Genomic DNA, 25324 nt, shown 5'->3' with positions numbered 1-25324 from the left:
ACATTGAGGACACCCGCGCTCGCGCTAGGGCTGTCGCCGGCACTCAGGACCGGGGCGACCGTATGGCCGCTTTCCGGGAGCTGTGTGCCGAGCTGGGGGAGGCGGCGAACCGTTACGCCTGCCCGCTCACCGCTTCCCGTGCTCTAGTGCACGTGGCTGCTCGGGAGTTCGTGAGGGAAAGGAAAAGGGACCATGGCGGCTGAGTTCGTCTATGGCCAGTCCCGGACAGTCGGGGGCTATACGTGGTACTGCCAGCGACCGGGGGCGGTGTGGAAAACAGACCCCTGCATCGGTTACGAACTGGAGCGCCGCAGCGGTGACGGCCCAACGGGCTGGTATCTCTACGGCGGCTCGTTCTTCGGGGAGTACTTGTGCGGGCAATTCACGGAGGCTCTGAGTGAGGCGGCGAAGCTGATCGAACGGGGGTATGGGTGGTGACTGCGAAAGTCCTGATCCTTGACACATCCGAACTTCGCTCGGGTGACATCGTCTGCACGCACGGGATACGGGCCCTGCTGGAGAGCGAGCCGAACACGTTCACGTCGCGCAACTCGGGGACTGTCCGCACGGTCTACGCGTGGAAGGCACGCGTCCTGAACATAGACGACGTGAAGGAAAATGGACTCGTGCCCCTCGGGTGGCTTTACCCGGACGTGTGGGGCAAGGGTGAACACGGAGGGTGGGGTAAGGACTGGGACGCTGTTCCCACCTGGACCATCCAAGGAAACTGCCTCGCTCGGTGGAGTGTCGAGCGTGAGACGGAAGGGGCTAAGTAAGTGGTGTACATGGACGCCGGAATGATGGAGCAGGTCACCCGCTATCACAAGGTGCTGACCAAACACGAATCCATCATTCGTACCGCGCTCAGCGTGTACGTGGAACGGATGGAGGAGAACGCAAAGGCGTGCCGGGAGGCTTACGAGGCTGGCAAGGCGAACCCGGAAGTCAAGGCACAGCAGGACGCTTCGTTCATGACAAACGACGGCCTTCGGCACCTGGCTGCAATGTCACGCGAGAGTGCTGCGTCTGCCCGCAAGGCATCTGACGACATCCTCAACGCCATTCTCGGGCCGGAAGAGGACGAGAACAACGGGCAGGGCTGAGCTGCTTTGGTGAGGGCTGGGAAAGGGATATACCCAGCCCGATCCATGGACGCTCACACGCCAAGTGTGGACGTACTGACACAACAAAAGAGAGGATCGATGGACGAGAAGATGAGATATGAGCCGATGGCCTACGGGCCTATCGGCGCGGCTGTGAAGGCCGCTATGCCTCACACGGAGGCTGACCCCATCGGGGTGCATGCGGCTGTTCTGGCGCTGTACTCGGCGGCCCTCAACGGGAAGCTCGCGCAGCCCGACGGGCGTCCGGTGGTGGTCTGGACGGCCCTTGCTGGCCGCTCGATGGTTGGGCGTAAGGGATTCGCTCTGGCCACGGCCGAGACGATCCTCAACGACGCTATTGGGGAGTGGCTTGCCCTCCGCCGGCAGGGCGGCATTTCGTCGGGCCCGTCCCTGGTGCAGACCCTTTGGGAGACCGAGCAGGACTCCCTTACCTCCGAGGGAGGTTTGGACGGTCGCACACTCGTCATTGACGAGGAATGGCCGACCACGCTTCAGCTCACGAAGCGGTGCCCGAAGTACAGCGGCGTACTCCGTACCTCGTGGGACGGAAAGCGGATCTCTAACGTCACCAAGAAAGACGGGAAGCGCGTAGAGATCACGGTGAATGAACCCTCCCTAGGGTTCCATGTTCACATTCAGCCCGCGCTCTGGGCTAAGTTCATCAGCGCGACTGAGGCTCAAGGAGGCTCGTACAACCGGATTCTTCCGGTCATGGTCGAGCGGTCCAAGCGTCTCCGTCGACGGGACTACAAGGGCAGTCCGCTGGATGAGATCAAGGTCAGTGGCTCGCTCCGCCTGGCCTATGAGTGGGTGCAGAAAGAGCACCGACAGATGGAGTTGAACAACGCGGCAGCGGACCGGTTTGACGACATCAGCGCAGAGTACGAGGACGCGCTAGAGGAACTGCCCGAGGACGTGTCTTGCTACATCGAGCGGTCCGGGGAACAGGTCATGCGTGTTGCCTGTGTCCTCACTGCGGCCGAGCGAAAGACCGTGATCACGGTCAAGGCGCTGGACGCTGCCAAGGCATTCGTGGACTACTCCATAGCCTCTGTGAAGCAGCTCATCTCTCAGAGCAACGTGGTGAAGTCCCGTACGATTCAGCCTCTTGACGCGAAGATCCGTCAGAAGCTCGAAATGTACGGCGGGGAGATGACGAGCACGCAGCTTTACCGCGCGCTTTCCTCTCGGTACTCGGCTGCCCAGATTCTCAACACCGCCGAAGACATGGCAGACGTTGAGATCGTGGAACAGCGGCAGAACCGACCGGGGGCCAATCCCGTGCTCTTCAAGCTAGTGGAGATCATGCCCGAGCCGGACCCCGTGGAGGAGCCCGAGCCGCCCAAGGCTCCGCCTAAGCGGCGGGTGGCTGCGAAGAAGGCAGCACCCGCGAAGAAGACGACGGCCAGGGCGACGAAGAGCACCCCCGCGGGCTCGCCGCCGGCACCTCGGAAGGCTCCCGCTCGTAAGCGGGTGGCCAAGCAGGCGACCGCGTGAAGCATCGAGTGCGGTTGCGGCCGGAAGGCCGCTACCAGTGCACCGAGTGCCGAGCAGCGTTCACCACCGAGGGCAGGGCCCTGGGCGCGTCCTTCGCCTGCCCTGGGGTGCCGCTCGCTCATGGACATCCCTACGAGCGAGAGCATGTGTTGTACCCCTATTCGTACGACAGGGGAGATGGGTACGGACCGGATCGCCTCTGCGATGAAGTGGGCTGTCCTCTGTGTGTCGGTCACGCATGCGACTGTGATGTGTGCGCCAAGCAGATAGAGGCGCCTGCCCTTCACGTACTCATGGACAGCCAAGAACAAGGGAACCGCGATCGGTCCCCGAACTGGGAGAAAGAGGACCACATGGAAGACCTCAAGCAGATGCTCGACCAGGTCAAGGTGGGAGACCGAGTCACGGCCTTCGGGAAGACCACGACGGGCGCCATGGTGACCCGCACGGGCTTCCTTCTGGCTGAGCCGGAAGACATGCGCGCCACACATCAGGGCGCCAAGGTGGACGCGATCAGGGTTCGCGTCGGGGAGGAAGGCGCCGACCCCGCGAAGCGGTCGACCTGGGCCACGCTCATCCCCGGGCACGGAAGCATCAGGCCCGCTGAGGACCCGCAGGAGTCGAGCGACGCCCAGGAGCTGGAGGGCGACGCCGGCACTCAGGCGACCGAACTCGACTGGCAGTCGGTCCCTGCTGCGTCCATGAGGTACGAGGGCGTGTTCCTGTACGGCGGGAAGGGAACCAAGGGCACGACTCCGGGACAGCCCGTGAAGGTCCGAGTGGGTCAGAAGTGGTCCGGTCACCTGGAGCTGTTGACGGCCGAGTCGGGTGAAGTTGTGGTCTCGCCCAAGAACGTCAGCAAGATTTGGGTTGCCCAGATCCCCGAGGGCTGGCAGCCCGAGCCCACCGACAACGAGCACCAGGACGTGACCGAGCTCGGTCACGGCACCCCGGTGTACCACGTCGTTACGGGTGAGCTGGTGGGGCACTGGACCCCCCAGCGGTTCACGCCCATCAAGTAGATCCGAGCAAGCTGGAGAGGAAGGCGCCTTATGCCGAGAGAAGCCAGGTGCATAGAGGCACACAAGGGCAATTGCAGTGGCCCGGTGCAGTACCGGGAATCGCTCAGCGGTACCGGTCGCAGGATGCTGCGATGCGACGGGCACCACAGCCGGGCCCTCAAGCGCGCACGTCTGAATCACGCCTTCAGGGCCACTCCTCCGGAGAACTTCGACCCCGCTTACGCGGGGGAGCAGTGGGAGGAGCACGAGGGATGAGCGGCAGCCAGCAGACGGTGCAGCCGCGTCCGGGCCCCACCGTCATGCCGCAGAGGAAACCTGGCCGCATGGTCCAGGGACGCTACGCCTCTCTGTGCCGCAAGTGGTCACAGGGCGAGTGGAAAGACTGAACCAAGTTGTACGTACCGGGGGCTATGTGAAAGCCTCCGTGCGAGAGGGCCCAAGTTCCGCGTAGGGATATCGTGGAAACCGGCTCGTCCTATACATCTCAGACAGTTAGGCAAGAAAATGGCTCAGAAGGTTTCGATCCTGCTCGTGGACGACCTTGACGGCGGCGAGGCCGACGAGACGATCTCGTTCGGGCTGGACGGTAAGACCTACGAAATCGACCTCAGCGGCGCCCACGCGGAGGAGCTGAGGAAGTTCCTGGCCCCGTACATCGAGAACGGCCGTAAGACGGGTGGTCGGTCCTCCGCCGGCACCCGCGGGCGTAGCGCGGTGACGAAGCAGCGTGCGGCGGACGAGCCCAGCGCTGAGGAGCTGCGGACGTGGGCCAAGGAGAACGGCCTGGAGGTCAACGACCGTGGCCGCGTCCCGGCCTCCATCAAGGAGGCGTATGCGGCGGCCAACAAGTAGGAGCCACGCCGCACCACAGCAGTAGGAGAGCGGCCCACCCCTGAAGGGGTGGGCCGCTTCGCTACCGTGCATGCCGCGCGGAGTCGAACTGGCAGGAGTAGCAATGACTTTCACTGTTGGACAGCGAGTCCGAACTACCGTAGATGCGCCTGGCGCGTGGCCCGGGGTGTTCACCGCTCCAGCCGGCACCTCCGGGGTCATCGTTCGGGGCGCCCATCAGGGCGAGTACTACGGCGTCTTGCTGGACGGCGACCCTGACAAGTTGCCTGCGTCGTACGCTACTGACGAACTCCGTCCGGCCTGACCAGCTGTCGTAACAAGGGCCATCGTCTGGTGGCGACGGCCTCACCACCAGGAGCCAGCATGATTGATCAAAATCCCAGGGACCCACTCACGCCCGAGGAGCGGCGCCACGTCACACGCACCGCGTATGAGTACATCCTGATCAACCGTCGCGAGCTGTCGGGGTACGTGCACCCGGAGTCCCTTGACCTCACCTGGAACGGGAAGGGGCGTCAGCCGGGCTGGGTAGCCGACTGGATCGCATCCGGCAGGGACATTGACGAATGCCTCGTTCTCAACCCCGCCACACTCGCCAACCCGTGGCATCCGGACGCAGCGGCGGCACACGAGCAGCGTCGAAACCGGAATTCGGCCCACGAGAGGGAATCGTGACTCAAGGAACGGCAGTCATCTACCTGGGCACGGACGATCGGGTACTCAGTCCGGCTGACCTGGACAAGCTGACAACGCTTACGGCGTTTGCTCGGTCTCAGGGGTGGGATCTGAAGGGTGCATTCGTTGTGCCGTTCACCTCTGAAGCTCCGGAGCGTCGTAAGCGACTCCATGATGACTGGAAGCGCGGCCTCATTGATGCCGTGATTACGTGGGACCCCGATCACGGATTCCCCAGTGTCTGGACTGACGACTTTCCTGACCTCCTTGACTGAGAGGTGAGGGTGCTTGGGAAGGGGTGCTGAGTATGGTTCGGTCGGCTGAATGCGCGCGAGGGCGCGTGACGCACCTCTGGGGCGACTGGCAATACATCGGCATGAGGATTGCCCGTAAGTGCTCAGAGTGCTGGGGCGTTCAGAGGTACACGAGGAACGCTCCCAAGTGAGTAGCCTGGAACAACAAAAAGGCCCCCTCCCGGAAACGGGAGGGGGCCCTTTTGCGCTTCTCTCTACCCCAGGTGCACCCCTGCACCTAGTTCATGGACGGGCTACTTGCCCGACTCCCCACGAGCCTCAGCCTCAAAGGGGCTGTCCTCGTAGAGGGCTCGGAGGGTCTTGGTGTCCTCGTGGGAGGCCGCTACGACACCGACGCCGAGCAGGCCAGCGGAGGCCGCAACAAGCGCCTCCCACGGGACCTTGGGCCACACCAGGACGAGCGCCGGCACCAGGGCCGCGAGGACGGAGTAGATCCGAACGCCGTGAGCGGAGATGAAGTTGTTCATGGGGTTCCCCTTTAATTGAAGAGCATCTTCCAGGTGAGCGGGCCGGGATATCCGTCCGCATCGTTCTTCAGCTCCTTGTGGGCGAGCTGGAAAGCCCGGACCGCAGCTCGGTCCACCGCAGTCCACTGAGGGCCTGGACCCTGCTTGTAGAACTTCCCGTAACCCTTCTTTACGAGCTGGAGGCCAAGCGTGGTGACGTACTGATTCTTGGCGCCTGCCCGGAAGTAGTAGCGTCCTGGGAAAGCCGGAATGGACGGCTTGGGCTTCGGTGCCGGAGGCGGAGTAGATGGCTTGGGCTTGGCAGGCTTGAGATTGTCGCGAGTCGCCTTGATGTCCTTTCGGACAGCGTCCATATCCATCATCTTGCCGGGCGCAATACCTGGGTCCCACTTACCTGGGGAACCCCACTCGCCGTGACCAATGACGCTCTTCTCGGTCCAGCCGTGGAAATCGCAGATCGCTGCGGCAAGAAGCCGAAGGGTCGCGTACTGCTCATCGCTCATCGCGTGTGCACCGCTGTACCAGATCTCAACACCATAGAAGCGGGAGTTCCCGTCGGTGTTGCTCTCGTTGTCGGTCGGGATGTCCTTCTCAGCGATAACGGCTGCGAGTACGTCATCGTCGCCGGCACCCGCGTGGTTTGCGCGGCCCCAGCCGACGAGATGAATGGTGCCGTCCTGAGCAAGGCCGAAGTGGCAGAGCGGGCCAGGAAGCCCGCTGATGCCCGAGTACAGAAGCTCTCGCTGATCCTTGGAGTCCGAGCCCGTGTGGTGGACCATCAGGCCGTGAACGGGGCCCCACGCGCCCTTATGGTTCCGGTTGTGCGTCTTCCAGTCCTTGTATTCCTTGAACGGGATACCGAACTTCTTGAGCTGCGCAACAATCTGCACAGGAGTCATAGGGGTAGCCATTAGTCCTCCATAGGGTCAGGGGCCAGGCGCACAGCGGCCAGGCGGGCGGGGTCGAGAGCTGTAAGAAGCTGAATAAGCCGCGCGTTTTCCCGCTCAATACGGGTAAGGCGGTTCTTGATTTCGGTCAGGTCTTCGGCCAGGCGATCGGCCCTCTGCTTCTGGGCTTCCGCTTCCTCTCGCCAGACCTTCGCGGCACTCGTACGGAATGCGGCTACGACGATTACGGCAGCCGCTGCTACGGTCGCAATTGTCTGCCCCAGGGAAATCAGGTTGTTGGGCATGGAGCCTCCTTAGAAGCGCCTGACGGTTCGGAGGCGAGTGGAGTAGTTCGACGTGCCGTTGATGACGGAAGGGCCTCCGAGGTCAGAGAATGTGGGCCCGTTTGCCGTCTTCCGGGAACTGACGAAACGCATTTCGCCGTTGGCATCTGTTCCGACGTAGATGCCGCAGTGGTCAATCTGACCCTCGGTAGGGTCGGATTCGTCGGCATCGAAGAACAGGACATCTCCGATCTGGAGATCACTGAGCGAGGCCGGGGGAGCGCCGGCACTGGAGATCACGACGACACCGGGGCCGTTCGGCGCCATGTCTCGCGTCGTCCGGGGGAGGCTGATGCCGTCCAGGCCCTCCTTATAGACGAGGGGAATCCCGAGGCACCGTCCGAAGACCATGCGGACGTAGCCGGAGCAGTCCAGGCCGCCAGGGCTCGTGACGTTGCCGTGCGGGAAGGTGCGGGCCTCTCCCGTCCGGTAGGTCCAGGACGTGCCGATGAAGTCGTTCCAGTCCGACCCCTCGTAGCGGGTGCCGTCCGTGGCGAGCGGACCGTAGTCCGCCTGGCCGAAGATCCGCTTGCCGCTGAGCAGGGGGTCAGTGACAGTCGCGGCGCCCGTGACGAACATCCACGCGTACGCGAGGACATCGGGCGTCTGGTCTACGAGCCACGACCTGACCCGCTGGGCCAGGGCCTCACTCCAACTGCCGTCAAACGGCTGGTCAAGCAGCCGTACCCACGTGGAGTGAACGACGGTGGGCGGAGTTGCCCACTGGCCCGAGCGAAGCTTGAAGTCCGCGAACTTGGCGTTTATGGGAAGAGCAGAATTACCAGAGCTGGCGATGGCACGAACGCCGACGCGGCCCGTGGCGAAGGTGGCGTCAGTGGTGGTGTGCGTCCAGGTAGATGGCTCTGCGGTGCCGTCCTTCCATGCTCGGCACGAGAGCGCATTCCCCTTCTTCTGAACGCGGATATTCCACCAGTCATGCGGCTGGAATCCACTTCCCAGAGTGACAGCAGGCCCGAGAACGGTAACCGCGTTGTCTACTTCCCTCTCCAGGCTGAGTTGCACGTTTCCGCTGGCGGAGGAGAAGAGGAGTCGGGCACGGTAGTGGTTGTTCGTGTCCTGGTAGGCGAAAGAGACAGCGCAGCTCACGCCCGCAGTAACGGGCGTCTTGTCGATCGTCGCCTTCACGGAGACATCACAGTCCCCTATGCCGCTATCCCGGACGGATACGTGCCGGCTCACATTTGTGGCGTCGAGCAGGATGGACCCGACACCATTCGAAACCGAGTACAGCGAATCGGAGCCGTTGGCGTTCGACCAGACACCTCCGCCTGGGGACGGGCCCCAGCCGTTGGCCAAGGTCCGGGCAAAGGAGTCTGTGAAGGGGCGCTTCTGCTCGGTGAAACGCCGCGAAGCGCCACGGAGAACCACGGTCTTGGCGCCGACGGTGAAAACCGCGGCGACACCCTGAGAGTCAAGTACCTCAAGCCGCTGGGGAGTTCCTTCAATCACCCTGCGGCTGAACTGCTGGGGCTCCGTTGTGTAGGTAGCCGCTGTGCCCTGTACGGAAACAACGTTCGTCATCATGCCCCCTGAAGGTCAATTTGGATCGAGACGTAAGCGGGGGAACCGGCGACGTTTCGGATGGAAACCGCAAGGGCGTCGTTCGCCGCAGCAGTTGCGTTCTGAATAGTGGAAGCGGCAAGCCAGGTGGAATCCGTGGAGAGGGACAGGTCCACTGGAAGCAGATCCAGGCCGTTTCGCAGGGCGTTGATCGTCACGCCCGTACCGCCAGAGCGGTAGCCCCGCACTCCCACGACCTGAGCAGCCTTCGGCAGGGCACAGATCACGTACGTAGCGGTGCCGGCGGGCGCGGTGATGACAGCCCCCTGGGTGAACTGGGTGGCGGAGCCGGGAAGGGTCAGTCCCTCTGCCTGGACGGTGCCGCGAACGATCACAGGGCCGGTGACCTCCCCTCCGGTGGTCCGGTCAAGGAAGCGCTCCGCCAGCTGGTGGGCGTCAGGGTCCGAGGCGTGCTCCCGTAGCCGCTGGGCCACGTTGATGGGGGCCAGGGCCACACGGCCGCCGCCGAAATCGAGCCACACGCGCTCGTACCCCTCGGGGCCGTAGAAGGCGGCGATGTAGCCGTACTCGTCAGCCGTGAGTTCGGAGAGAGGGGCACCGTCCTCCTCCGTGAGATCGGTGAGTTGCGTTGCTGCCGCAGAAGGCCCGTCCCATACCGTCCCCACTGCATGAGGCACACGGGTGCCGGTGGCGTCCTCGGCTACGCTGTCGGCAGTTCCGCCGAAAAGATTTCGTGCCACGCGGCACCTCCAAGTAATGCGGGGTATCAGTTGCCAAAGGTGCTTGCCTCATAGACCCCGGAAACGGTGAGAGTCGACTTTGAGGGAAGGGTGCGGAGGTAGTCCATTCCTTCAGCCACACTGGCGGTGTTGGGGTAGTTCAGATAGGCGACAGTCTGATCCGTGGTGCTCTTCAGGATCGTCGCGGTGATGTCGATGAGATTCGGAAGCCCGCCGTTGTTGTTGGGGTTTCTGATGTACCCCTTCAGGACCTGACCTGTTACGCCGGATGCGGGTATAGGGATAGTGAGACCCAACTGGGTCTTGCCGGGCTGGAGCACGACGCCCCTGTCTGCCCAATCGCATGTGATGCTGGCCGAGAAGTGGACAGTTCCGGGGGCGATCCAGCGCCACCGTCCAATGCGGTTGACGAGTTCTACGTTGGATACGGCGTTGACGAATCCAGGTGTGTAGGAGCGAGACTTTCCGAGGTCCCGAGTCGCCTCGGTTCCGGTCCGGCCAACGAAATACTCGGTCTGAGTGTCGCTGTTGTTGTTGTCCATATCGACAGCGAAGGTTCCGCGGGGAAGCATAGAGACGCCAGGCGAGGCGTTCCACGGGTAGGCGACCCGTCCGGGAACGTCAAATGGCATGCGATCAGAGAGGGTAACTGGCCCGTTGCTGGCGGCAGCATCCACCTCGTACAGAGGCATTTCCCAGATGCCGCCTACCTGCCGGCGAAGCGTCGGGGGTATTGGGTTAGCCGCAGCGGTTCCCGTCAGGACCACCAGATTAACGGCGCTCTTGGCCATATCTGCCTGAAGCACAATCAGATCCTTGCGGGCCTGAGTGGTGCCGTTGCTGGCAATCGTGACGGAGTGCGTGGAAGTCAGTGTGTAGTAGAAGCCGCCCACCCACGCCTTACCAGGGCCGATCTGAACCGTTCGGCCGTTGACAACGGTTGCGCTAAAGGGCAGGGCAGAGGCTGAGTAGGACGTAGCCGTCAGCAGGAAATCCACTCGGTCACCGGCCCACATTCGAGCCATGGACTGCCACTGAGTCTGGGAGACAATCTGTGACCCGCCGTTGGCATTGTCCGCATTGAACGGATAGCTAAGTTCTGCCACGAGGCATCACATCCTTGACTCAAGTCGACGTAGCTTGCGCTGCATTTCGGAAACCGTCTTGTAAAGATTCAGGGGTTCGCCCGTGCCCTGTTCTCCCACCTTCGGGGAAACGTCCTGAACGTTGCCGGCGTCATCAACAGACACGACGACCTCACGGACTACGTCTGTGTACTCGGTACCGTCCACAGCAACAGTGACGAGATCGCCCACGAAGTAGTGCTTGCCGAACTGGCAATCGGGAGTGTCGATCGGGTAAATCTGAAAGTTGCCCTTGCGCTGGCCCTCGGTAAGAGCGCTCGCCGCTGCCTCCTCCACCACGTTCATGTAGTAGTCGGTGGCAATCACCTTGGCGTCCTTGATGGCGTACACAACTGCGTCGTACTCGGGATCGGTGTCCGGGTCGCCTGCGGCTACGGCATCCGCGTACGCCTTCTTTGCGTTGGCCAGTTCCTGAGTCCACTCTCCGCCATCGGGGTTCGTGCCGATGTCCTCCCATCCGTTTTCCAGGATGGTCGTTACCAGTTCGGCCCCGCCCGTCTTTCCTGCCCTCAGGGGCACGTCCCGACGGTCAATGAAGGTCTCTATGGAGAGGCCCCATTCGGCTTCAGCGCTGCTGTCTACCTTCTGCCACACAAAGCGCTGCTTTCCTTCTCCCTGGCAGCCGACGATGGCGCGGGTGAGCTTGGGTGCGCTCAGGGTCCAGATAACCTCACGGAGGTTTCCCAGTTCCGCCGAGAAGCGGACCCGCTTAGAGAGGTCGCGGAACGGGAATACCTTGAAGTCAATGCTCTGGGTGTTGGCGTTGTAGATCATGCGATAGCCGATGCGCTTTGCCTCGCACCACTCTTCGAGCTTGGAGGAAATCGGGTCGTACCGAAGGGAGTCCTTGATCTCGGCTCCGACGCCCACAGGCTTGGTGCCGAAGCTGATCTTGCTCATCCGGCGGTCCGCTACGGCAGATGACCCCAGGTTGGCACTGACGAGGTCCCAGGCGGCCCCGCCGGCAGACTGCTTGACCGTGTAGGCGCTGGGGCCCTGGTACTGCTGGCTGATGCCCCTCGTGGGCGAGGGGAGGGCCAGGCGGCGGGTCGTCAGGCCGTTGTGGCACTCGCCAGCGATGTAGAGACTTCCCGGGCCTGTGTGCTGCAACTTCGTCCAGTACTTCTGGTAGGTCTCCACCTGTCCGGACAGAAGGGGGTCGGTGACCCCCTCTTGCCAGATGACGATCCCGCCGCCCTTCTCGATGAGCCGAGACTGAGGCGTTCCGTCCTTGATGAGGAGCTGCCAATGGCCTACATGTCGGAGACGTACGGTGAAGTCGAGCGAGAGCCATTCATCGATCTCGCCCACTCGCTTCATGTTCTTGTCGAACACCTCAACTCGGTAGCCCAAGGAGCCTCCCCTTATATGAAAGATGCGTACCGGGGCTGAAAAGTGAGGACGACATTCGCCTTGCCTGACCCGGTTACCACGGAAACGGATGCATTAGAGTCGCCAGGTTCGACCGACCAGAAGACAGGGTTCGTGTCGAGCCTGGACCAGTAATTGGTGCCTAGGTTGTCCTTCACGGTCTTCTTGCCGGGGCGAGTGTCGATCGTGAGGGTTCGACCGAATGGCACGAGGTCTGAGCCGTCAGCGGGCGGAGACGCCTTAATGGTCTCGCCGTATGGGCTGGTGAGATTGAAGCTCTTGATGGGCCCGGAGAGCTTCCATATGGGCCATGCCTCAATGTCGCCAGGGTTGGTGATTACCAGGCTTTCGCCTGGACCTCCCATGACACCGTCAGAGATCTTCACGGGGAAGAAGGCCGCGGTGGTACTGAGTAGCGGCTGGCCGGCACCGAAGTCCCAGCGCACGGTTTCTGACTGATCCGCGTAGAACCATGGGTCCAGGGCACTGAAAGTGAGCCCGTACTTAGCCCAGGTGAACCCCGCTGCGTCAGTGCCCTCGGAACCCTCCATGCCCCCCTTGTAATAGGCGCTGAGCTGCCGAGTTCTGCCGCTTCCCTCTGTGAACTTCAGCAGGCAGTAACCCCGCTTTGGATTGAGCGCCTGGAAGAGCTTCCGCTTCAGCCCGTTCACTGTCTGACGGTCAACGCCATGGAGGTGAACGGGAATCATGACCTCCCGTGCCGAGGCACGAGCAGATCGGTAGATCGCGCCATCCAGATTGGGGGAGTCGTCGGAGAACAGAGCGAAGGGCGGCATATCCAAACCCGTAGCACCGGGCTGCATAAGGATGGTGGGCCACTCAGGGCCGTTGAAAACGGTCAGGGGGATTTCCTCCCCCTGCCCGTTGTGCCCGACCACAGACACGCTCGTCCGACCCCAGGGAACTGGTGCCGGCGGAGTGGGCGTGTTGACGACAGGCGCCGCTGACCGAACCCCTACAGGAATTGGCATAGAGACTCCTTACAGGGTCGTATACAGGGCCTCCGCAGTCTGGAGAGCCCTCATTACGGCCTGAGGCGTCGGCTCGTTGCGAGCCTCATGCACGTGGATTTCGTACTTCTTGCCGTTGAGGATTGCTTCGGTCTCCTGGTTGTTGAACACCCGCTCACCGCCACCGAAGGCGACGAGCTCGCGGCCCTTCTCGCCCACCATGGCAAGCCCTGGAGAGGCCGAAAGGGTCCCCGTCGCATATCCGGTGTTGCCAGCAAGAACCGACTGCCAGCGAGAGCCGTAGCGGTTTCGTGCGTAGTTCAGGCCGGCATAGATGTTGGCGAGCGGATTGACCGAGGTCCCGTAAAGCTTGGGACCCGTGTTGCGGAACATCCCTGCATATGCATCGAAGGTAGGTCCAATTACCTGCATGAGGCCGACCGATGGGTGTCCGGCGACCCAGTTAGAATCCCACTTGTTGACGATGTTCGGGTCTCCGCCGGATTCCATGTTGATGCGGTACAGGACCGTCCCAAGAGCAGAGCCAGGAAGGCCGAGCATCTGAAGTGCCTGAGCCGCAACAAGACGCCACTTCTCGGCACCTCCGCCCTTACCGGTCGGCGCCACAATGGAATCAAAGTCCGGTACCTCGGTCGTAACCTTGGTGCCGTCCTTGAAATCAAAGAGCCCCTTAGTGTTGGGCATTGCTTCCTGAGCGTTCGACATGAACCCGTCGTAGACGCGTCCGGCGTAAGCCATTGGAGAGTCCTTGACTTCCTTGACGGTCTCAACCATCCCGATGAGGCTGTTGTACGAGCCGGAGACGATGTCTTCGATGTCGCCAAACACATTGGAGATGGCGTCCATCGGGTTCGTGATCGTGTCCCAGATGGCGCCGAGGGAGTCAGTGACACCGCCCCAGAGGCCATCCCAGACCTTGCTCAGGGTGTCCATGGAGAAGACGTGATTCAGGTAGGTCTCACCACGGTCAACAATGTTGCCGCTGCCCTTCCACACGTCGTTCCAGAAGTGCTCTCCGAGGACTGGGGAGAGCGAGCCGCCGAGAATTCCGGCGACCTGTCCGACGCCGGATGGCACCTTCTTGAGGAGCGTAAACACGTCCTCAGTCATCCAGTCGTACATTCCCCGGAACTTGGCAGCACCTGCCGCACCGCCGATGCCGGCGGAGACGTCTCCAGTCCGCAGAACCCCGCCCTGAATGCTGCCGCCCAGCGGATCGGAGGACCCGTCGAGCTGCATCGTCTGGAGCATGGCGCTTCCGATGGGGGCGATGTTCTGAAGCTCGATCAGTTCCTTGATCTGGTCCAGGTCGAACTTCCCGCCGCCGCCGTCAGTACCGCGAGCGTGGCGGCTGATCTTCCCTCGGATAGCCAGAGCGTTCCAAGAGTTGATCGTGTCAGGGCCGATAGCCTGAGTTACCTCAGGACGAAGAACGGCCTCACCTGGCGACAGAACCGCCGGGATGGAGTCCACCCAAGGCGAATAGCCAGGGAGGACACTGGCCACATCCGACGTGCGCATAACGCCACCGCGGGCCTTCTTCTTCTTCTTTCCGCCTGAACCGCTGCTGCCACTACCAGGAGACTTGTTCCCGATGCGGCCAAGAGCGTCGTCCAGGCCATCGCCCTCGTCCTTCGCCTTTTCAAGGGCCTTCTTCAGGTCATCAACCTGCTTGGTAACGTCCTTCAGCGACCGGCTGTTGAGGAGTCCGATGCGGCCCGCGAGCGAGCCGGCACCCGTGCCTTGTCCAACCTTCGCGTAGGCGTCGTCAGCAGCATTCGTGAGCTTCTTGAACTCATTGATGATGTCCGTCAGACGACGCCGATTCAGGGTGGCTGTACGGCCAGATGTGGACGACGACATGGCGCCATCGCCAATCTGGTCAGCAGCCCTCTTCGCCGCGTCCCGGAGGTCATCGATAGACCCCGTGACCCCGCTTACGCGCTTGCCGTCCAGGTTCCCAACACGGGTGTTATCGGAGGTGATCTCCTTGCCAGCACCCTGGGCAGCAGACTTGAGCTGATGAAACTCGGTGCTGAGCTTGCCCAGATCCTTGCCGTTCAGGGCGTCGACATCGCCCTTCACTGTGCTGAGACGCGAGATCACGTCACGGGCAGCCTTCTCGACCTTCTCCACCTCCTGGCGGAGCTGGTCCAGGGAAGTTCCGTTGACCTGCTGGGCCTGCTGCTGCACAGAGTTGACCGCCTGGCCCGCCTGAGTGGCGGCGCCCTGAACCGAGCCAGAGCCGTTGCCGGCGAGTGCGGCAGTGATCTGCCGCATGCTCTCTCGGTTGGTCTCGCGCAGCTCGTCACGGAGCCTGACTGCCTCGTCCCGGGCCTCGCGGATCTGGTCCTCAAGGGCCCGGATCTCCCGCTGTCCGTCCTGGACGCGGCTGTCACGGCCCATGAAGCCATCGAGAAGCCGCCTACCCGTCGTACGGTCATCACCGCTGCGGTTGGTCGTCCGCTGCTGCCTGTACGCCTCACGTCCCGCCTGACGAACGTCGCGACGAGACCCCCCAGCAGCCCGAGCCTCAGCACGGGCCTCCCGAGCTGCACGGCGCTGGGAACGGAGGTCCCGCTGGCCTTCGTAGCCACGAACGCCCGCACGTGTCAGGGCAGCAAGGGGGGTGAAGGCGCGGCCGACGAGCCCAGCGGCCTTGCCGAGCACCTTAGACAGAAGCCCAGCAGCGAGAATCAGCGGACCCCACTGAATAAGGAAGTCCGCCACTGGCCCCGCCAGATCGGCAAGCCCGGACTCCTCCAGCCACGTTGCAGTCCTGTCCAGCATCGTGAGGAAGTGCGAGCCAGCATCAAGGAACTTCTCAAGGAAGCCATCTACCTTAGGCGCCCACTTCTTCGCCAGACCCTGGATCTGGTCCAGAATCCCGTTATCCCCGGCAATCTGATTACCCAGCTCGGTATAGCGGTACTGGCCGTTCTCATCCTCCCGGATGAAGAGATTGCCCAGCTCGAAAGAGGCTCGCTCCTTCATCTGCTGAAGCCGTCCAGTAATCGTCTGGCTGGTCATGGAGGCGGCAAAGCCCTTGGAACCGTCACCCTTCTGGCTACCCTCGTACTTCTCCGGGTTCCAGTAGTTCAGCATCGCCTCAGCGATCTGCTGACCAGTAACACCGCCGCCATCCTTAGCAGGCGTACCAATGACCTTCCACATTTCAGTGGAGTTCTTGAATCCCAGGAGCTGAGCAAGCTCAGCAGCCGGCATACCCGAGGCCGCCGCAAGCTGCTTGACATTCTTAGTCGGCGCCCGGTCCATATCCATGATCATGTCCATCGCGTACATAGCGCGCTGGAACTGCTGAGGATTGAGGTTACCGGCACGGGCCATCGAGTCACCGATAGCCATGATGATGTCCGTGGTCTTCTCGGCCGCCTTGTCGGCCGCCCTGGTCCGCGTAGAGGCGTCCGTGCTGTACCAGTTCTTGTCTGCACCAGCGACCGAACGAATCATCTTCATTTGGTACTCGTGCATAACGTCGATCGAGAACGGTGTGTCGATCGCGTATTCCTGGATAAGCCGCATCTGCTCAGCGGAGGAAGCCTTAGAGACTCCGGCAGAGCTCAGACCGAGCTGACCGAGAAGACGCTTATCCGCGTTCTCGACACCGATAGCCGTCAGTGCGGCGCCAGCACCAGCCAGAGGCATGAGGAACCGGTTTTGCAGAATGTTGGCAGCTTCGTTGATGGACTGGCCGACCTGATCAAACCACGTTCCCACTCGCCGCAGCGAGGTGCCAGTCTTAGTGAAATAGGACTGCGTAGTTTCGTTCGTGGCGGTGATGTTCCGGTTGATGTCCCGGATACGGTCCCGGAGGTCCGTCATCGTCCGCTGCTGTGCAGCAATCTGGCCCTGAAGTAGCGCGCGCTGTTCGGCGGCCTGCTCTCGCAGAATGGCGACCTGCTGACGGGCTGCCTCTCGCTGTGCGGCTACGGCCTGGCGCATCGCCTCTCGCTGGGCGGCCAGGGCCTGGCGGGCCTGGCGCTCAGCCTCGCGTGCCTTCTCCCGCTCAATGCGGTCATGCTCGCGCTGCGTCTGGGCCAGGAGCTGGCGGCGCTCGCGCTCCAGGCGCTCAGCGGCGGCCTGGCGCTGCCGGGCAGACTGCTCCTCCTGGCGCACCGTGTCACGCAGTGCCGTACGCGTCTCGGCGGAGGTCTGCTGAAGCAGCTTCTGCTTCTTCTCCTCGGCCTTGCGGTACTCGCGGAAGCGCTTGGCCGCTTCCTCGCCGTACTCCCTCGTGATCTGCTTTTCGATCTTCTTGAGGGTCTTGGCGGTGTCGACCGCTTCCTTCTCGACAGCTTCCTTGGCCTTCTTCGCCTGCTTCTGCGTCTCCTTGGGGAGGCCGGCGAGTCCGGTCTTGACTGCCTTGGAGACCTCCTTGGAGGCGGCAGAACCAATCTTGGCCATCTCGCGAGTGATCTCGGTGCGAAGTTCCCTCAGATCCTTCTCAAGAACCTTGGGCACGATCTCAACGAAGCCGGTGCCGACCTTGATTGGGCCGCGCGTCCCTTCAGCCATGGAACCCCCTAGGCGCTATGCAGCCGCCCAAAGAATGCATCGAGTTCGCGTGCATCGCTGAACTGTGGCTCTGGATCGGTCTGCGGTGGCTCCGGTTCGCCGGGCCGTGGAATCGGTGGAGGAAGCTCAAGGTCCCTAGCGTCGGATTCATCGACGTTCGCCTTGAGGAAGAGGAAGTTAGATAGCTCAAGCGCGTCGGAAACACGCGCGAGCATGTAGTTGCTCTCAGGCCACTTGGCTCTTTCGTCCATGGCCATAAGGAGAGTTGAGCGACCTGGTTTGCTCATGAGAGATGAGATCAGGACGCCGATACGGCGAAGAGAGAGCCGTCCGTGCCAGAGGTCCAGAAGGTCTACGTTGAAGAACTCAAGCAAGTCCGCTTCGAGTTCGTCAGGGAACTCCTGGATGACGCGGACGACTGCCATCAGTTTCCCGAGTCGTCGTCCCGGCCCTGGGCCTCAGACATCTTCCGAGCAAGCTCGGCGAAGTCCTCGATGTCTGGAGCGGTGCCCAGGTACGCGGCCCACTGGTCCTCTCCGAGGATGAGCTGAGTGGCAACCAGCTCGTCATCCGTCATGAGAACCTGAAGAGGGAACTTCTTCGGGTGCTTCAGCTTGAAGGTGAGCCCGCGGTGCTCAAACGTGGCATAGCCGTCGGTCGCCTCAGCCGCAGCCGCAGCAACCTTCTTGGCGCCGTTCTTCTTCGGAGCAGACTTCTTGTGAGTGGACATGGGGCAACTCCTTGGGGTGGGTGAGAGAGAGTGCCGGGGACATAACCCCGCCCCGGCTCAGGGAACTACTTACGCGCCAGCAACGATGTCGTCGTTGGTGAGGACAAAGCCGAGCTTGCCGGCGCTGTCCAGCGCTTCAATCGTCAGCTCGAACTTCCCGTTCTCAGTACGGGAAAGCTGGATCGCACCACGGTCAGAGATCATGGCTCGCGGAATGACCACACGGTTCCGGATGGCTCCCTGGTTCCAGTCCACAACCAGGCTGATCTCCTTGAGATCAGGGGTGGACGCAAGGTCGAGCTTGAACACGCCAGTTCCAACCGGAGTCGGGTCATTCGACATGACCTCAACCCACTGGGCTCCCCAGAAGAGCTCAGTCGTCACCTCATTGGTCTCCTGGAGCGTGGCCTTCACGGAGAAGGACGCCGAGGTGACGTTGTAGAGAACGGCGGTGGCCGACTGCCAGGCATTCACGGGCTGGGTCTCGATGGCGGGCGTAAGGGTGACTCCGCCCTCATCGACATAGCCGAGAGCCTTGTAGCCAGTAGGCGGGGTGTCAGCAGTACCAAGGTCAGCCGGCACAGTGAGGCTTTCCGTGGCAGGAGCAACGTAGATCGAGCCGTTAGGCGCGAACCGAATCTTCTTGGCGTCATTGGCCATGGGGCCTCCAGAGGGCATAAAGAAGCCCCCGAGAGGGGGCGTGCGGGAAAGGGAGTTTTAGGCGGCAGTGAAGAAGACGGCTACCTGGCCGCAGTAGACGTGCTCGCGGGAGGAGTCGTCGGGGTCGTACTTCGGAGAATCGATCTCCTCCACGTCCAGAACGAGAGCGCCGCCAACCGCAGTGTCGGGAAGCTCCTCCAGGAGCCTTTCCCGTACGAGTAGAGCGAGATCGATGGCCTCCTTGCGGTCCATCGAATAAGCGGCGTACTCCACGTCAACACGGTCCATCGCATCACGTACGACGCGAAAGCCGCCCATGTGCTCCAGGTAGATGGCGGTTTCACCCGTGACATGGTTTGTGAGATCACCGAGAACCGATCCTTCTGGGATCTCCGGAACGGACTTCAGGTAGGTGATTAGGAACTCAATGGGATCGATCCTCATCAGTCGATCCTCGCTTTCAGTAGGGCTCCCTTGAGCCAGTGCCGGCCTCTCACCCTTCGGCCCCGGGGACTGGTGAACCCGCGCTCTTGCAGCATCGCGTGACGGGCACGAGGGTGGCCCTCGATGACGATGCCGCCGTACCAGCCGCCTCGGTCCATGTAGACCACGGCGTCAATCTGGCTCCGAATCGAGTTCCAGGAACGGCCGTTGCGGGGGCGTCGGGGAGCATCGCCCTTGGCGTAGGCATCCACGCGCTTCACGGCGAGGAGAAGAGCCTGACGGGTACCGGGCAGGCCGTATACCTGCTGCTGCCACCCTTGGTGAAGAACGAGCTTGGTACGGGCGTGGGGCTTGGTCACCGGAGAGCCCTCCAGGCGGAGAGCTTCAGGTGCCGGCGGGACGTGTAACCCCACCGTTCGGGCTCTCCGTCCACCTCGTAGAAGTGGCCCCCGAGCTTCACCCTGTCACCAGAGGCGACGACTGCTGTATGGGGGAGGAACAGGGAGAGCCGTTCCTGAGACTGGTCACGGGCAGGGCTGAAGCTTTCGTACGTCTTATCCGGCTGGACAGAGGCAGTGCCCTCCCAGACCTTCACGGCCTGGTCCCAGTCAGGGCGGGAGGTGTACGCGTTCGTAGTGGTGGGCGCCCGCCAGACCTCCACGGGATCAGTCATGGAGTACAGCAGGCCCCCTCAGGTCGAGAACGGGGCCTTCCCTGCGAAGCGTCAGGGTGCCGACAGCTCCACGGCGCCAACGCCCCTGCCGAAGGCTGGTCCTGGTAGCGGTTGAGAGCGTCTGCGCCGAGCTGGCGCCCGAGAACGTCACCTCAACCTCACCGACGCGCTCCGACTCCACACCGGGAGACAGAGCGAGCCAGCGGATCACCTCGGAACAGGTGATCGCTCTGAGGGATGCTGGGGCAGCCTCATAGCCCCAAGAGGCTGTGAGGGCCACTGCGGATTCTCCCCAGCCGGCATCACGGGTCAGCTGACGACCGTTGAAGGTGTAGTCCGTGACCGCCTGGCCGTCGACCAGGACGGCCGAGACGGTGAGGTAGGACTGATACCGGGCTGGTACAGGAAGGGCCGAGCCACCCTCTGGGTAGAGGGTGATGGTCTGGCCGCTCCGCCTGTCCAGGTCCCGTCCGCAGTAGTCCTCAATGAGGCCCGTAACGTCCGCTAGGAAGGCGGAGACGCGGGCGGTTTCATCTGCGGCGATGGGCCGCCCAATACGGGCGGCCACATCATCGACGGAAGCCAGAGGCAATGCGGGCCTCCTTACGCCACGGCGTTGTGCGTCGAGATCAGAGCCTCAACGTTCTGAGCCACAACAAGCTGCTCCGGGCGGATCACCTTCGCGTCGTAGATGACGCGGCTCTTGATGGCGTTGGTGAACTTGGCCTCCGGCTGGTACGCCTGCATCTCCGCGAACGGGACAATGAGCGAGACCGCCGCAGTCGAGCCCATGAACATGTCCACCGAGCTGAAGTCCTGGTGACGGTTCTTGACCAACTTCTCAGTGGAACGGGTGTGAGAGCCCAGGGTGTTCGCAACACGAACCGGGACACCGAGAATCTGACCGATGACGCCGGAAGGCATAACGGCGCCCCCGCCGAAGTGCGAGGCGTCGATGAACTTCGGGTCACGCAGCAGCGCAGAACGCAGCTTCGGGGAGATGAAGAGGAAACGATCCTGCGGGGCACCCTTGATGTCCAGCTTCTCAAGCATCTCGACTACGAAGTCGTAAACGCTGATGTCAACGCCAGCGGTAAAGTCCGCATCAACAATGGCGTCGATCTTCCCGTGCAGGGCCGGCAGACCGGAAACGGTCGCGTTGCGGTCCTCGGTGCCGTTCAGGTCCTTGCCCGCGACAGCCGCAAGCAGGGTCTTGGCGATGAGCGAGTCAAGGGTGTTGGCCAGAGTCCGGGCACGCTGAGCAATGAGGTTGCTCATCAGGTCAATACCGGTCTTGGTCTGGAGCTGGTGAAGGTTGTCCAGCTCCAGGTGGAACGAGCTGCCCTTGGCAACGGTCATCTTGATGTACTCAAGCTGAGCGCGGTCAGCGGTACCGACAGACCCGTAGGACTTGACAATTCCCTTGTCGGTCACCGTGTCCACGAAGTGAGGGATACGAACTACGTCGCCCTCTCGCCGGAACTCGCCTTCATACTGGCGATTCACGATCTCCGGGGAACCGAGAACAAGATTGTCGTCCAGGTCCTCAAGGAGCTGGGCAGTCCAAATCTCGGGGATGAAATGGCCGCCAGCCGCCTGAAGCTGGCCGGCACCGGCGTTGTTACCGGTCTGAGTAGTAAAGGTCATTCAGTACCTCTTTTGGTCAGAGGTCCCCCCGCATCAGAGCGTCAAGCTGGCCCTTCTTTCGGGCAGCAGCGATTTCCTGGGGAGACATTCGGGAGAGGGCGTCACGGCCGAGCTGACCGGCGGCATAGCCCCCGGAATCGCCCTGACGACCAAGGCCAATCCCCTGGGCAAAGACAGGGGCCTTGGGCGGCTGAGGAAGAGACGACACAAACGTCTGAATGGCCGAGGTGTCCGGAGAACCGTCAGCGCCAATGAAGCGCTGAACATTCAGGAACTCGGCAGGCGGAAGAGTCACGCCAGCAGTGGCGGCCTGAACGCGAAGCTCGGCCTCAACAAGGCGGGAGCCGACCTCAGAGAGGGCAGCATTCCGCGCCTCTTCCCGAGCCTTCTCAAGTGCCTTCTCTGCGTCCGTCATGGACGCTTCCTTGAGCTTGGAAAGCTCAGTGCGGGCCTCGTTGAAGTTCTTTTCGTTCTGGCGAGAGAGCGACTTCCAGCGCTCCACATCCGCCTGAAGCTCCTCAACGGTCGGGGCCTCGGTGCCGGCGGAAGTCTGCTGGTTGGTCTCGTTGTTCTGCGTGGTGTCGTCCATGGGAGCCTTCCATTTCGGTGGCATCAAAAAAGGCCCCCATTTCGGGAGCCGTCCGTGTGCAAAAGGTGGGTTACGCAGACTTGCGGGCTGCGTTACCCGAGTTGCCCTGAGGAGCCTTGCGGGCCGCCTTGTTGGCGTCCTGCTGGCCGTTAGGCTGTTCCGGCTGAGGTGCCGGGTACTTCTTCGCCAATTCCATTGCGTCCTTGGCGTCTTGCTCCCGCATAACACGGAAGCGCTCAATCTGCTGCGGGGTGTATCCCGCATCAAGAAGGAGCTGGTCTCTTGGAACGCCGATCATCTGAGCCTTCAGAAGGGCGTCATAATGCTGAGCCTCGGTGCGGTTCTCAGGGTCACGCCAAATGACCTCAGCCCCAAAGGCGTCAGCCCTCTTGTCACCCATAACCCGGAAGGCCAGGCGCATTACGCGCTCCCAAGCCTCACCGAAGTGCAGCATTCGTTCTCGTGCCTTGGCGATGAGTCCCGCCTCCGCAGAGGTAATGGACTCGCCAGAGGGCGCCGTACCGCCGTTCAGTAGGAAGTAGTGGAACGGAATGCGGCTGATGCTCGCCATGTGCTGGACGAGCATGTTCGTCAGGTTCACGTAGTTCTTGAGGTCTGCTGCCTCGAACTGCCCGAACTTCACGTCGGGGCTCTCCGCCTGGAGGAGCTTGTCAACGGCGACCTTGTACGGCTCGATGGGGCGGCCCTGGTCGTCCTCCTGGATCTCCAGGCCGGTGACGTACCGCTGTGGCCATGCCGCGTACTCAGACGCCACCAGGGCGTCAGAGACGGTCTTGTTGATGGCGTCCTGAATCGGGATGACAACTGAGAGGTCCGAGAGGTTCGGACCAGTCAGACGAGAGCGATTCGGGATCGGTACTACAGGCGGTTCGCCAAGCGGGTTTACAGCGGCCTTGTAGTCGCCCCACTGACCCGCCAGGCCGTTCCCGGTATAGACGTGCCCGTCCCACCAGAGAGTGACGAACTCGCGGCCCCAGTCGTCTGTAAAGAACTTCGCCGCGGCCTCAATGTCCCATCGACTTCCGGGCTTGTACTGGACAACGACGTTCTCAGCACTCTCGATGCTGATCGTCGGCTGGCCGGCACTGTCTGCCCACACGACCGCGTATGAGACTCCGTGGACCATCGCGTCCAGGTGGGCCGCGTTCGACTCAGCGTCCAGATGGTTCCGCTGCCAGATCTCCCGAGCGTCCTTATCTCCACCTGGCTCGTCAGTCATCTGGAACCCGTCGATGAACATCCGCTCATTGACGCTGTCCACGATGAGCCCGCAGAAGTTGTCTGACCACTGCTCGAAGACTCGGCCAAACTCAGAGCTGTACTTGGCCTGAGCGAACATCATCTTCTGATGCTTGCCGTCGTAGTAGTCGGAACAGAACCGCAGATAGGTGCGGCGCCTGAGCAGCTTGCTATGTAGCCAGTCCACCCAGCCCGAAGGCGAATTGGGTGGGGACCCAACGTCAATATCGGTCAATAGCTACCACCCCACTACTCGGGACCTCCGAACCTGCATGCGTCCATCAGCAATGGCGTCAGCTCTCGCCTCCAGGGCGAGCACGGCACATACGGCAAGGTCAATCTTCCTTTTGGATCTCGGGCTGTCCTTCTGGATCAAGGTTCCTTGAGGAACCTCGCGAGTTACGGCGTTCAGGACGTGCCGGCTGAGCCGGTGGTCTCCGTCGTGCTTCAGGTCACCCACCATCGTGGCGGTGCGGAAGCGTTCAACCGCCTGCACCATCCTGGTCGGCTTATTAGTCCAGAACTCAAATACGAAGTCCTCGCCGTGCTCGATCGCCCAGCGGCCGATGTTCTCCTGCCAGTACGGCGGGTCGGCGTAGAACCATTCGACGCGATAGCGGCGGAACGTTTCTGCAACCGCAGCCTCTACGGATAGAACGTCGACTTCCCAGTCATCAGGAGCCTTCTCAGGACGCTCCCAGACACCGAGGACGAATAGCTTGGCGTCCCTCAGGCGAACTCCTACAAGTCCTGTGGCGTCGCCGCGGATCGATCCATCAAAGCCGACCGCGATTTGATCGCCAGGCTTAATGGGGTCGTCCTCGTCAAAACAGGCGTCCCACTCGCTCTTGCTCATCCAGCCGTCCGAGGATTCAGCGATCTGGTTGAAGAAGAAGCGACAGTAAGTTGAGTCCGGAGTCGTCCGGTCGTAGAGAATCGTTCGGGTCAGGCCGTCAATATCCGCCCACGAGGCATCTCCGTAAGCCTCCACAAGAGACGCGCGTACGGATGCCTCATCGCGGATGTCCTCCACCGCAATCGAGCCTTCGAGACAGTCATAAAGCCAATAGCCCTGTGCGACCATTTCTGACTCGTGGATGATCTGAGCTACCGAGTCCTCATTGGGGTTATACGCGTTCGTCGTGCAGACCCAGCGAGAACCGGCCTTAGTCGTCTTCTCGATGTTGCGCTTGAGCGTCTGGTAGAAGTCAGGGCCACCGTTGGAGCCAACCCAGTGGTGCACCTCATCCATGAGGCAAAAGGTCGGACGATTTCCCTCGTTGGTGCGGCCGGCAGTGGCCTTTGGCTTGATGCTTCCAGGCTTGCCAGACTTGAACTGGACGATCATCTTGCCGATGTCCAGCCCGTAAATCGCTTCGGCTGGAGACTCCGAGAGCATTCCTCGGATCATGTCCATCGTCTGTTCCGTCTGGTCGAGCGCAGTGGCGCCAACCTGGACGACAGGCAGGGGGACAGGCTTACCTACGGGAAGGCCGAAACCGTCGAAGTGAGAGAACCGACAGGGCCCTAGAAACTCAACAATGGCGAGGGCCGCCAGGAGAGGCGTCTTACCCCAGCCCTTTGCGCGGCGGAGAGTGGCCGCACTGTACGTCCAGGTCCCATCAGGGTTGATGGCGTAAAACCAGAGCACGAAGCGCAATTGCTCAGGAGTGAACTTCCACGGCTCACCGGCCGTATCTCCGTCCGGCTGAACAATGAACTTCTGAGCCCATCGGATGATGCCGTAACCAAGCGTCTCGTTAGGCTTTGGAACCCCTGCGGGCAGGTTGCCTGTCTGCAAGGATCACCGCCT

25 protein-coding genes are annotated in these 25324 nt (G+C 62.0%); 6 read left to right on the top strand and 19 right to left on the bottom strand.

Annotated features, from left to right (window positions below; all coding sequences use genetic code 11):
* Positions 1–192: 192 nt before the first annotated feature.
* The 6 genes from ACFVQZ_RS23085 to ACFVQZ_RS23060 all read left to right on the top strand — a co-directional run bounded on the left by ACFVQZ_RS23085 (position 193) and on the right by ACFVQZ_RS23060 (position 5170).
* On the top strand, positions 193–438 hold the full coding sequence (locus ACFVQZ_RS23085) for a hypothetical protein (protein WP_383625510.1): 246 nt from the start codon (positions 193–195) through the stop codon (positions 436–438).
* A gap of 338 nt (positions 439–776) precedes the next feature.
* The gene (locus ACFVQZ_RS23080) at positions 777–1103 is read left to right on the top strand and encodes a hypothetical protein (RefSeq protein ID WP_383625507.1); all 327 of its coding nucleotides are present in this window, start codon (positions 777–779) and stop codon (positions 1101–1103) included.
* Positions 1104–1202: 99 nt separating this feature from the next.
* Complete coding sequence (locus ACFVQZ_RS23075) at positions 1203–2621, top strand: DUF3987 domain-containing protein (RefSeq protein WP_383625505.1); 1419 nt, start codon at positions 1203–1205, stop codon at positions 2619–2621.
* A 353-nt stretch (positions 2622–2974) separates the two neighbouring features.
* Positions 2975–3643 carry a hypothetical protein gene (locus ACFVQZ_RS23070; protein ID WP_383625502.1) on the top strand — a complete coding sequence of 223 codons (669 nt, stop codon included), beginning with the start codon at positions 2975–2977 and terminating at the stop codon, positions 3641–3643.
* A gap of 504 nt (positions 3644–4147) precedes the next feature.
* Positions 4148–4495, top strand: coding sequence for an Lsr2 family protein (locus ACFVQZ_RS23065; RefSeq protein ID WP_383625499.1), 348 nt, complete (start codon positions 4148–4150; stop codon positions 4493–4495).
* 363 nt (positions 4496–4858) lie between these two features.
* Positions 4859–5170 carry an H-NS family nucleoid-associated regulatory protein gene (locus tag ACFVQZ_RS23060; protein WP_383625497.1) on the top strand — a complete coding sequence of 104 codons (312 nt, stop codon included), beginning with the start codon at positions 4859–4861 and terminating at the stop codon, positions 5168–5170.
* Between the two features lie 547 nt (positions 5171–5717).
* Here the strand turns inward: ACFVQZ_RS23060 and ACFVQZ_RS23055 are convergent.
* The 19 genes from ACFVQZ_RS23055 to ACFVQZ_RS22965 all read right to left on the bottom strand — a co-directional run bounded on the left by ACFVQZ_RS23055 (position 5718) and on the right by ACFVQZ_RS22965 (position 25312).
* The gene (locus ACFVQZ_RS23055; protein ID WP_383625494.1) at positions 5718–5951 is read right to left on the bottom strand and encodes a hypothetical protein; all 234 of its coding nucleotides are present in this window, start codon (positions 5949–5951) and stop codon (positions 5718–5720) included.
* A gap of 11 nt (positions 5952–5962) precedes the next feature.
* Positions 5963–6850 (bottom strand): peptidoglycan-binding protein, encoded by an 888-nt coding sequence (locus ACFVQZ_RS23050; protein ID WP_383625491.1) that lies wholly within the window; start codon positions 6848–6850, stop codon positions 5963–5965.
* Positions 6851–6861: 11 nt separating this feature from the next.
* Positions 6862–7143 (bottom strand): hypothetical protein, encoded by a 282-nt coding sequence (locus ACFVQZ_RS23045; RefSeq protein WP_383625488.1) that lies wholly within the window; start codon positions 7141–7143, stop codon positions 6862–6864.
* Between the two features lie 9 nt (positions 7144–7152).
* Complete coding sequence (locus ACFVQZ_RS23040) at positions 7153–8727, bottom strand: C40 family peptidase (protein WP_383625485.1); 1575 nt, start codon at positions 8725–8727, stop codon at positions 7153–7155.
* Positions 8724–9464, bottom strand: a complete 741-nt coding sequence (locus tag ACFVQZ_RS23035; RefSeq protein ID WP_383625482.1) for a hypothetical protein — start codon at positions 9462–9464, stop codon at positions 8724–8726. The genes ACFVQZ_RS23040 and ACFVQZ_RS23035 overlap by 4 nt, the downstream gene beginning before the upstream one ends.
* A 26-nt stretch (positions 9465–9490) precedes the next feature.
* Positions 9491–10570: a hypothetical protein gene (locus ACFVQZ_RS23030; RefSeq protein ID WP_383625479.1), complete on the bottom strand. Its 1080-nt coding sequence runs from the start codon at positions 10568–10570 to the stop codon at positions 9491–9493.
* A gap of 6 nt (positions 10571–10576) precedes the next feature.
* On the bottom strand, positions 10577–11944 hold the full coding sequence (locus tag ACFVQZ_RS23025; RefSeq protein WP_383625476.1) for a hypothetical protein: 1368 nt from the start codon (positions 11942–11944) through the stop codon (positions 10577–10579).
* 29 nt (positions 11945–11973) lie between these two features.
* Entirely contained in the window at positions 11974–12651 is a 678-nt protein-coding gene (locus tag ACFVQZ_RS23020; protein ID WP_383625473.1) for a phage tail family protein, read from the bottom strand.
* Between the two features lie 330 nt (positions 12652–12981).
* Positions 12982–17508 (bottom strand): transglycosylase SLT domain-containing protein, encoded by a 4527-nt coding sequence (locus tag ACFVQZ_RS23015; protein ID WP_383625470.1) that lies wholly within the window; start codon positions 17506–17508, stop codon positions 12982–12984.
* A gap of 8 nt (positions 17509–17516) precedes the next feature.
* A complete protein-coding gene (locus tag ACFVQZ_RS23010) occupies positions 17517–17933 on the bottom strand; it encodes a hypothetical protein (protein WP_383625468.1) in 417 nt (138 codons plus the stop codon).
* The gene (locus ACFVQZ_RS23005; protein WP_383625465.1) at positions 17933–18238 is read right to left on the bottom strand and encodes a hypothetical protein; all 306 of its coding nucleotides are present in this window, start codon (positions 18236–18238) and stop codon (positions 17933–17935) included. The genes ACFVQZ_RS23010 and ACFVQZ_RS23005 overlap by 1 nt, the downstream gene beginning before the upstream one ends.
* Before the next feature lie 69 nt (positions 18239–18307).
* Positions 18308–18898 carry a hypothetical protein gene (locus tag ACFVQZ_RS23000; protein WP_383625461.1) on the bottom strand — a complete coding sequence of 197 codons (591 nt, stop codon included), beginning with the start codon at positions 18896–18898 and terminating at the stop codon, positions 18308–18310.
* A gap of 57 nt (positions 18899–18955) precedes the next feature.
* Positions 18956–19342: a hypothetical protein gene (locus tag ACFVQZ_RS22995; protein ID WP_383625459.1), complete on the bottom strand. Its 387-nt coding sequence runs from the start codon at positions 19340–19342 to the stop codon at positions 18956–18958.
* 355 nt (positions 19343–19697) lie between these two features.
* Positions 19698–20015, bottom strand: coding sequence for a hypothetical protein (locus ACFVQZ_RS22990; RefSeq protein ID WP_383625456.1), 318 nt, complete (start codon positions 20013–20015; stop codon positions 19698–19700).
* Positions 20008–20607 carry a phage gp6-like head-tail connector protein gene (locus ACFVQZ_RS22985; RefSeq protein ID WP_383625453.1) on the bottom strand — a complete coding sequence of 200 codons (600 nt, stop codon included), beginning with the start codon at positions 20605–20607 and terminating at the stop codon, positions 20008–20010. Before ACFVQZ_RS22985 ends, ACFVQZ_RS22990 begins: the two co-directional genes overlap by 8 nt.
* A gap of 11 nt (positions 20608–20618) precedes the next feature.
* Complete coding sequence (locus ACFVQZ_RS22980) at positions 20619–21662, bottom strand: hypothetical protein (protein WP_383625450.1); 1044 nt, start codon at positions 21660–21662, stop codon at positions 20619–20621.
* A gap of 16 nt (positions 21663–21678) precedes the next feature.
* The gene (locus ACFVQZ_RS22975) at positions 21679–22251 is read right to left on the bottom strand and encodes a hypothetical protein (RefSeq protein ID WP_383625447.1); all 573 of its coding nucleotides are present in this window, start codon (positions 22249–22251) and stop codon (positions 21679–21681) included.
* Positions 22252–22321: 70 nt separating this feature from the next.
* On the bottom strand, positions 22322–23746 hold the full coding sequence (locus tag ACFVQZ_RS22970; protein ID WP_383625445.1) for a phage portal protein: 1425 nt from the start codon (positions 23744–23746) through the stop codon (positions 22322–22324).
* A gap of 3 nt (positions 23747–23749) precedes the next feature.
* Positions 23750–25312 carry a hypothetical protein gene (locus ACFVQZ_RS22965; protein ID WP_383625442.1) on the bottom strand — a complete coding sequence of 521 codons (1563 nt, stop codon included), beginning with the start codon at positions 25310–25312 and terminating at the stop codon, positions 23750–23752.
* Positions 25313–25324 lie beyond the last annotated feature (12 nt).

Source organism: Streptomyces sp. NPDC057854 (genome assembly GCF_042797055.1).
Lineage (GTDB): Bacteria > Actinomycetota > Actinomycetes > Streptomycetales > Streptomycetaceae > Streptomyces.
The sequence above is the reverse complement of the archived record's forward strand: the minus strand, read 5'-3'. Positions and strand labels throughout refer to the sequence as shown.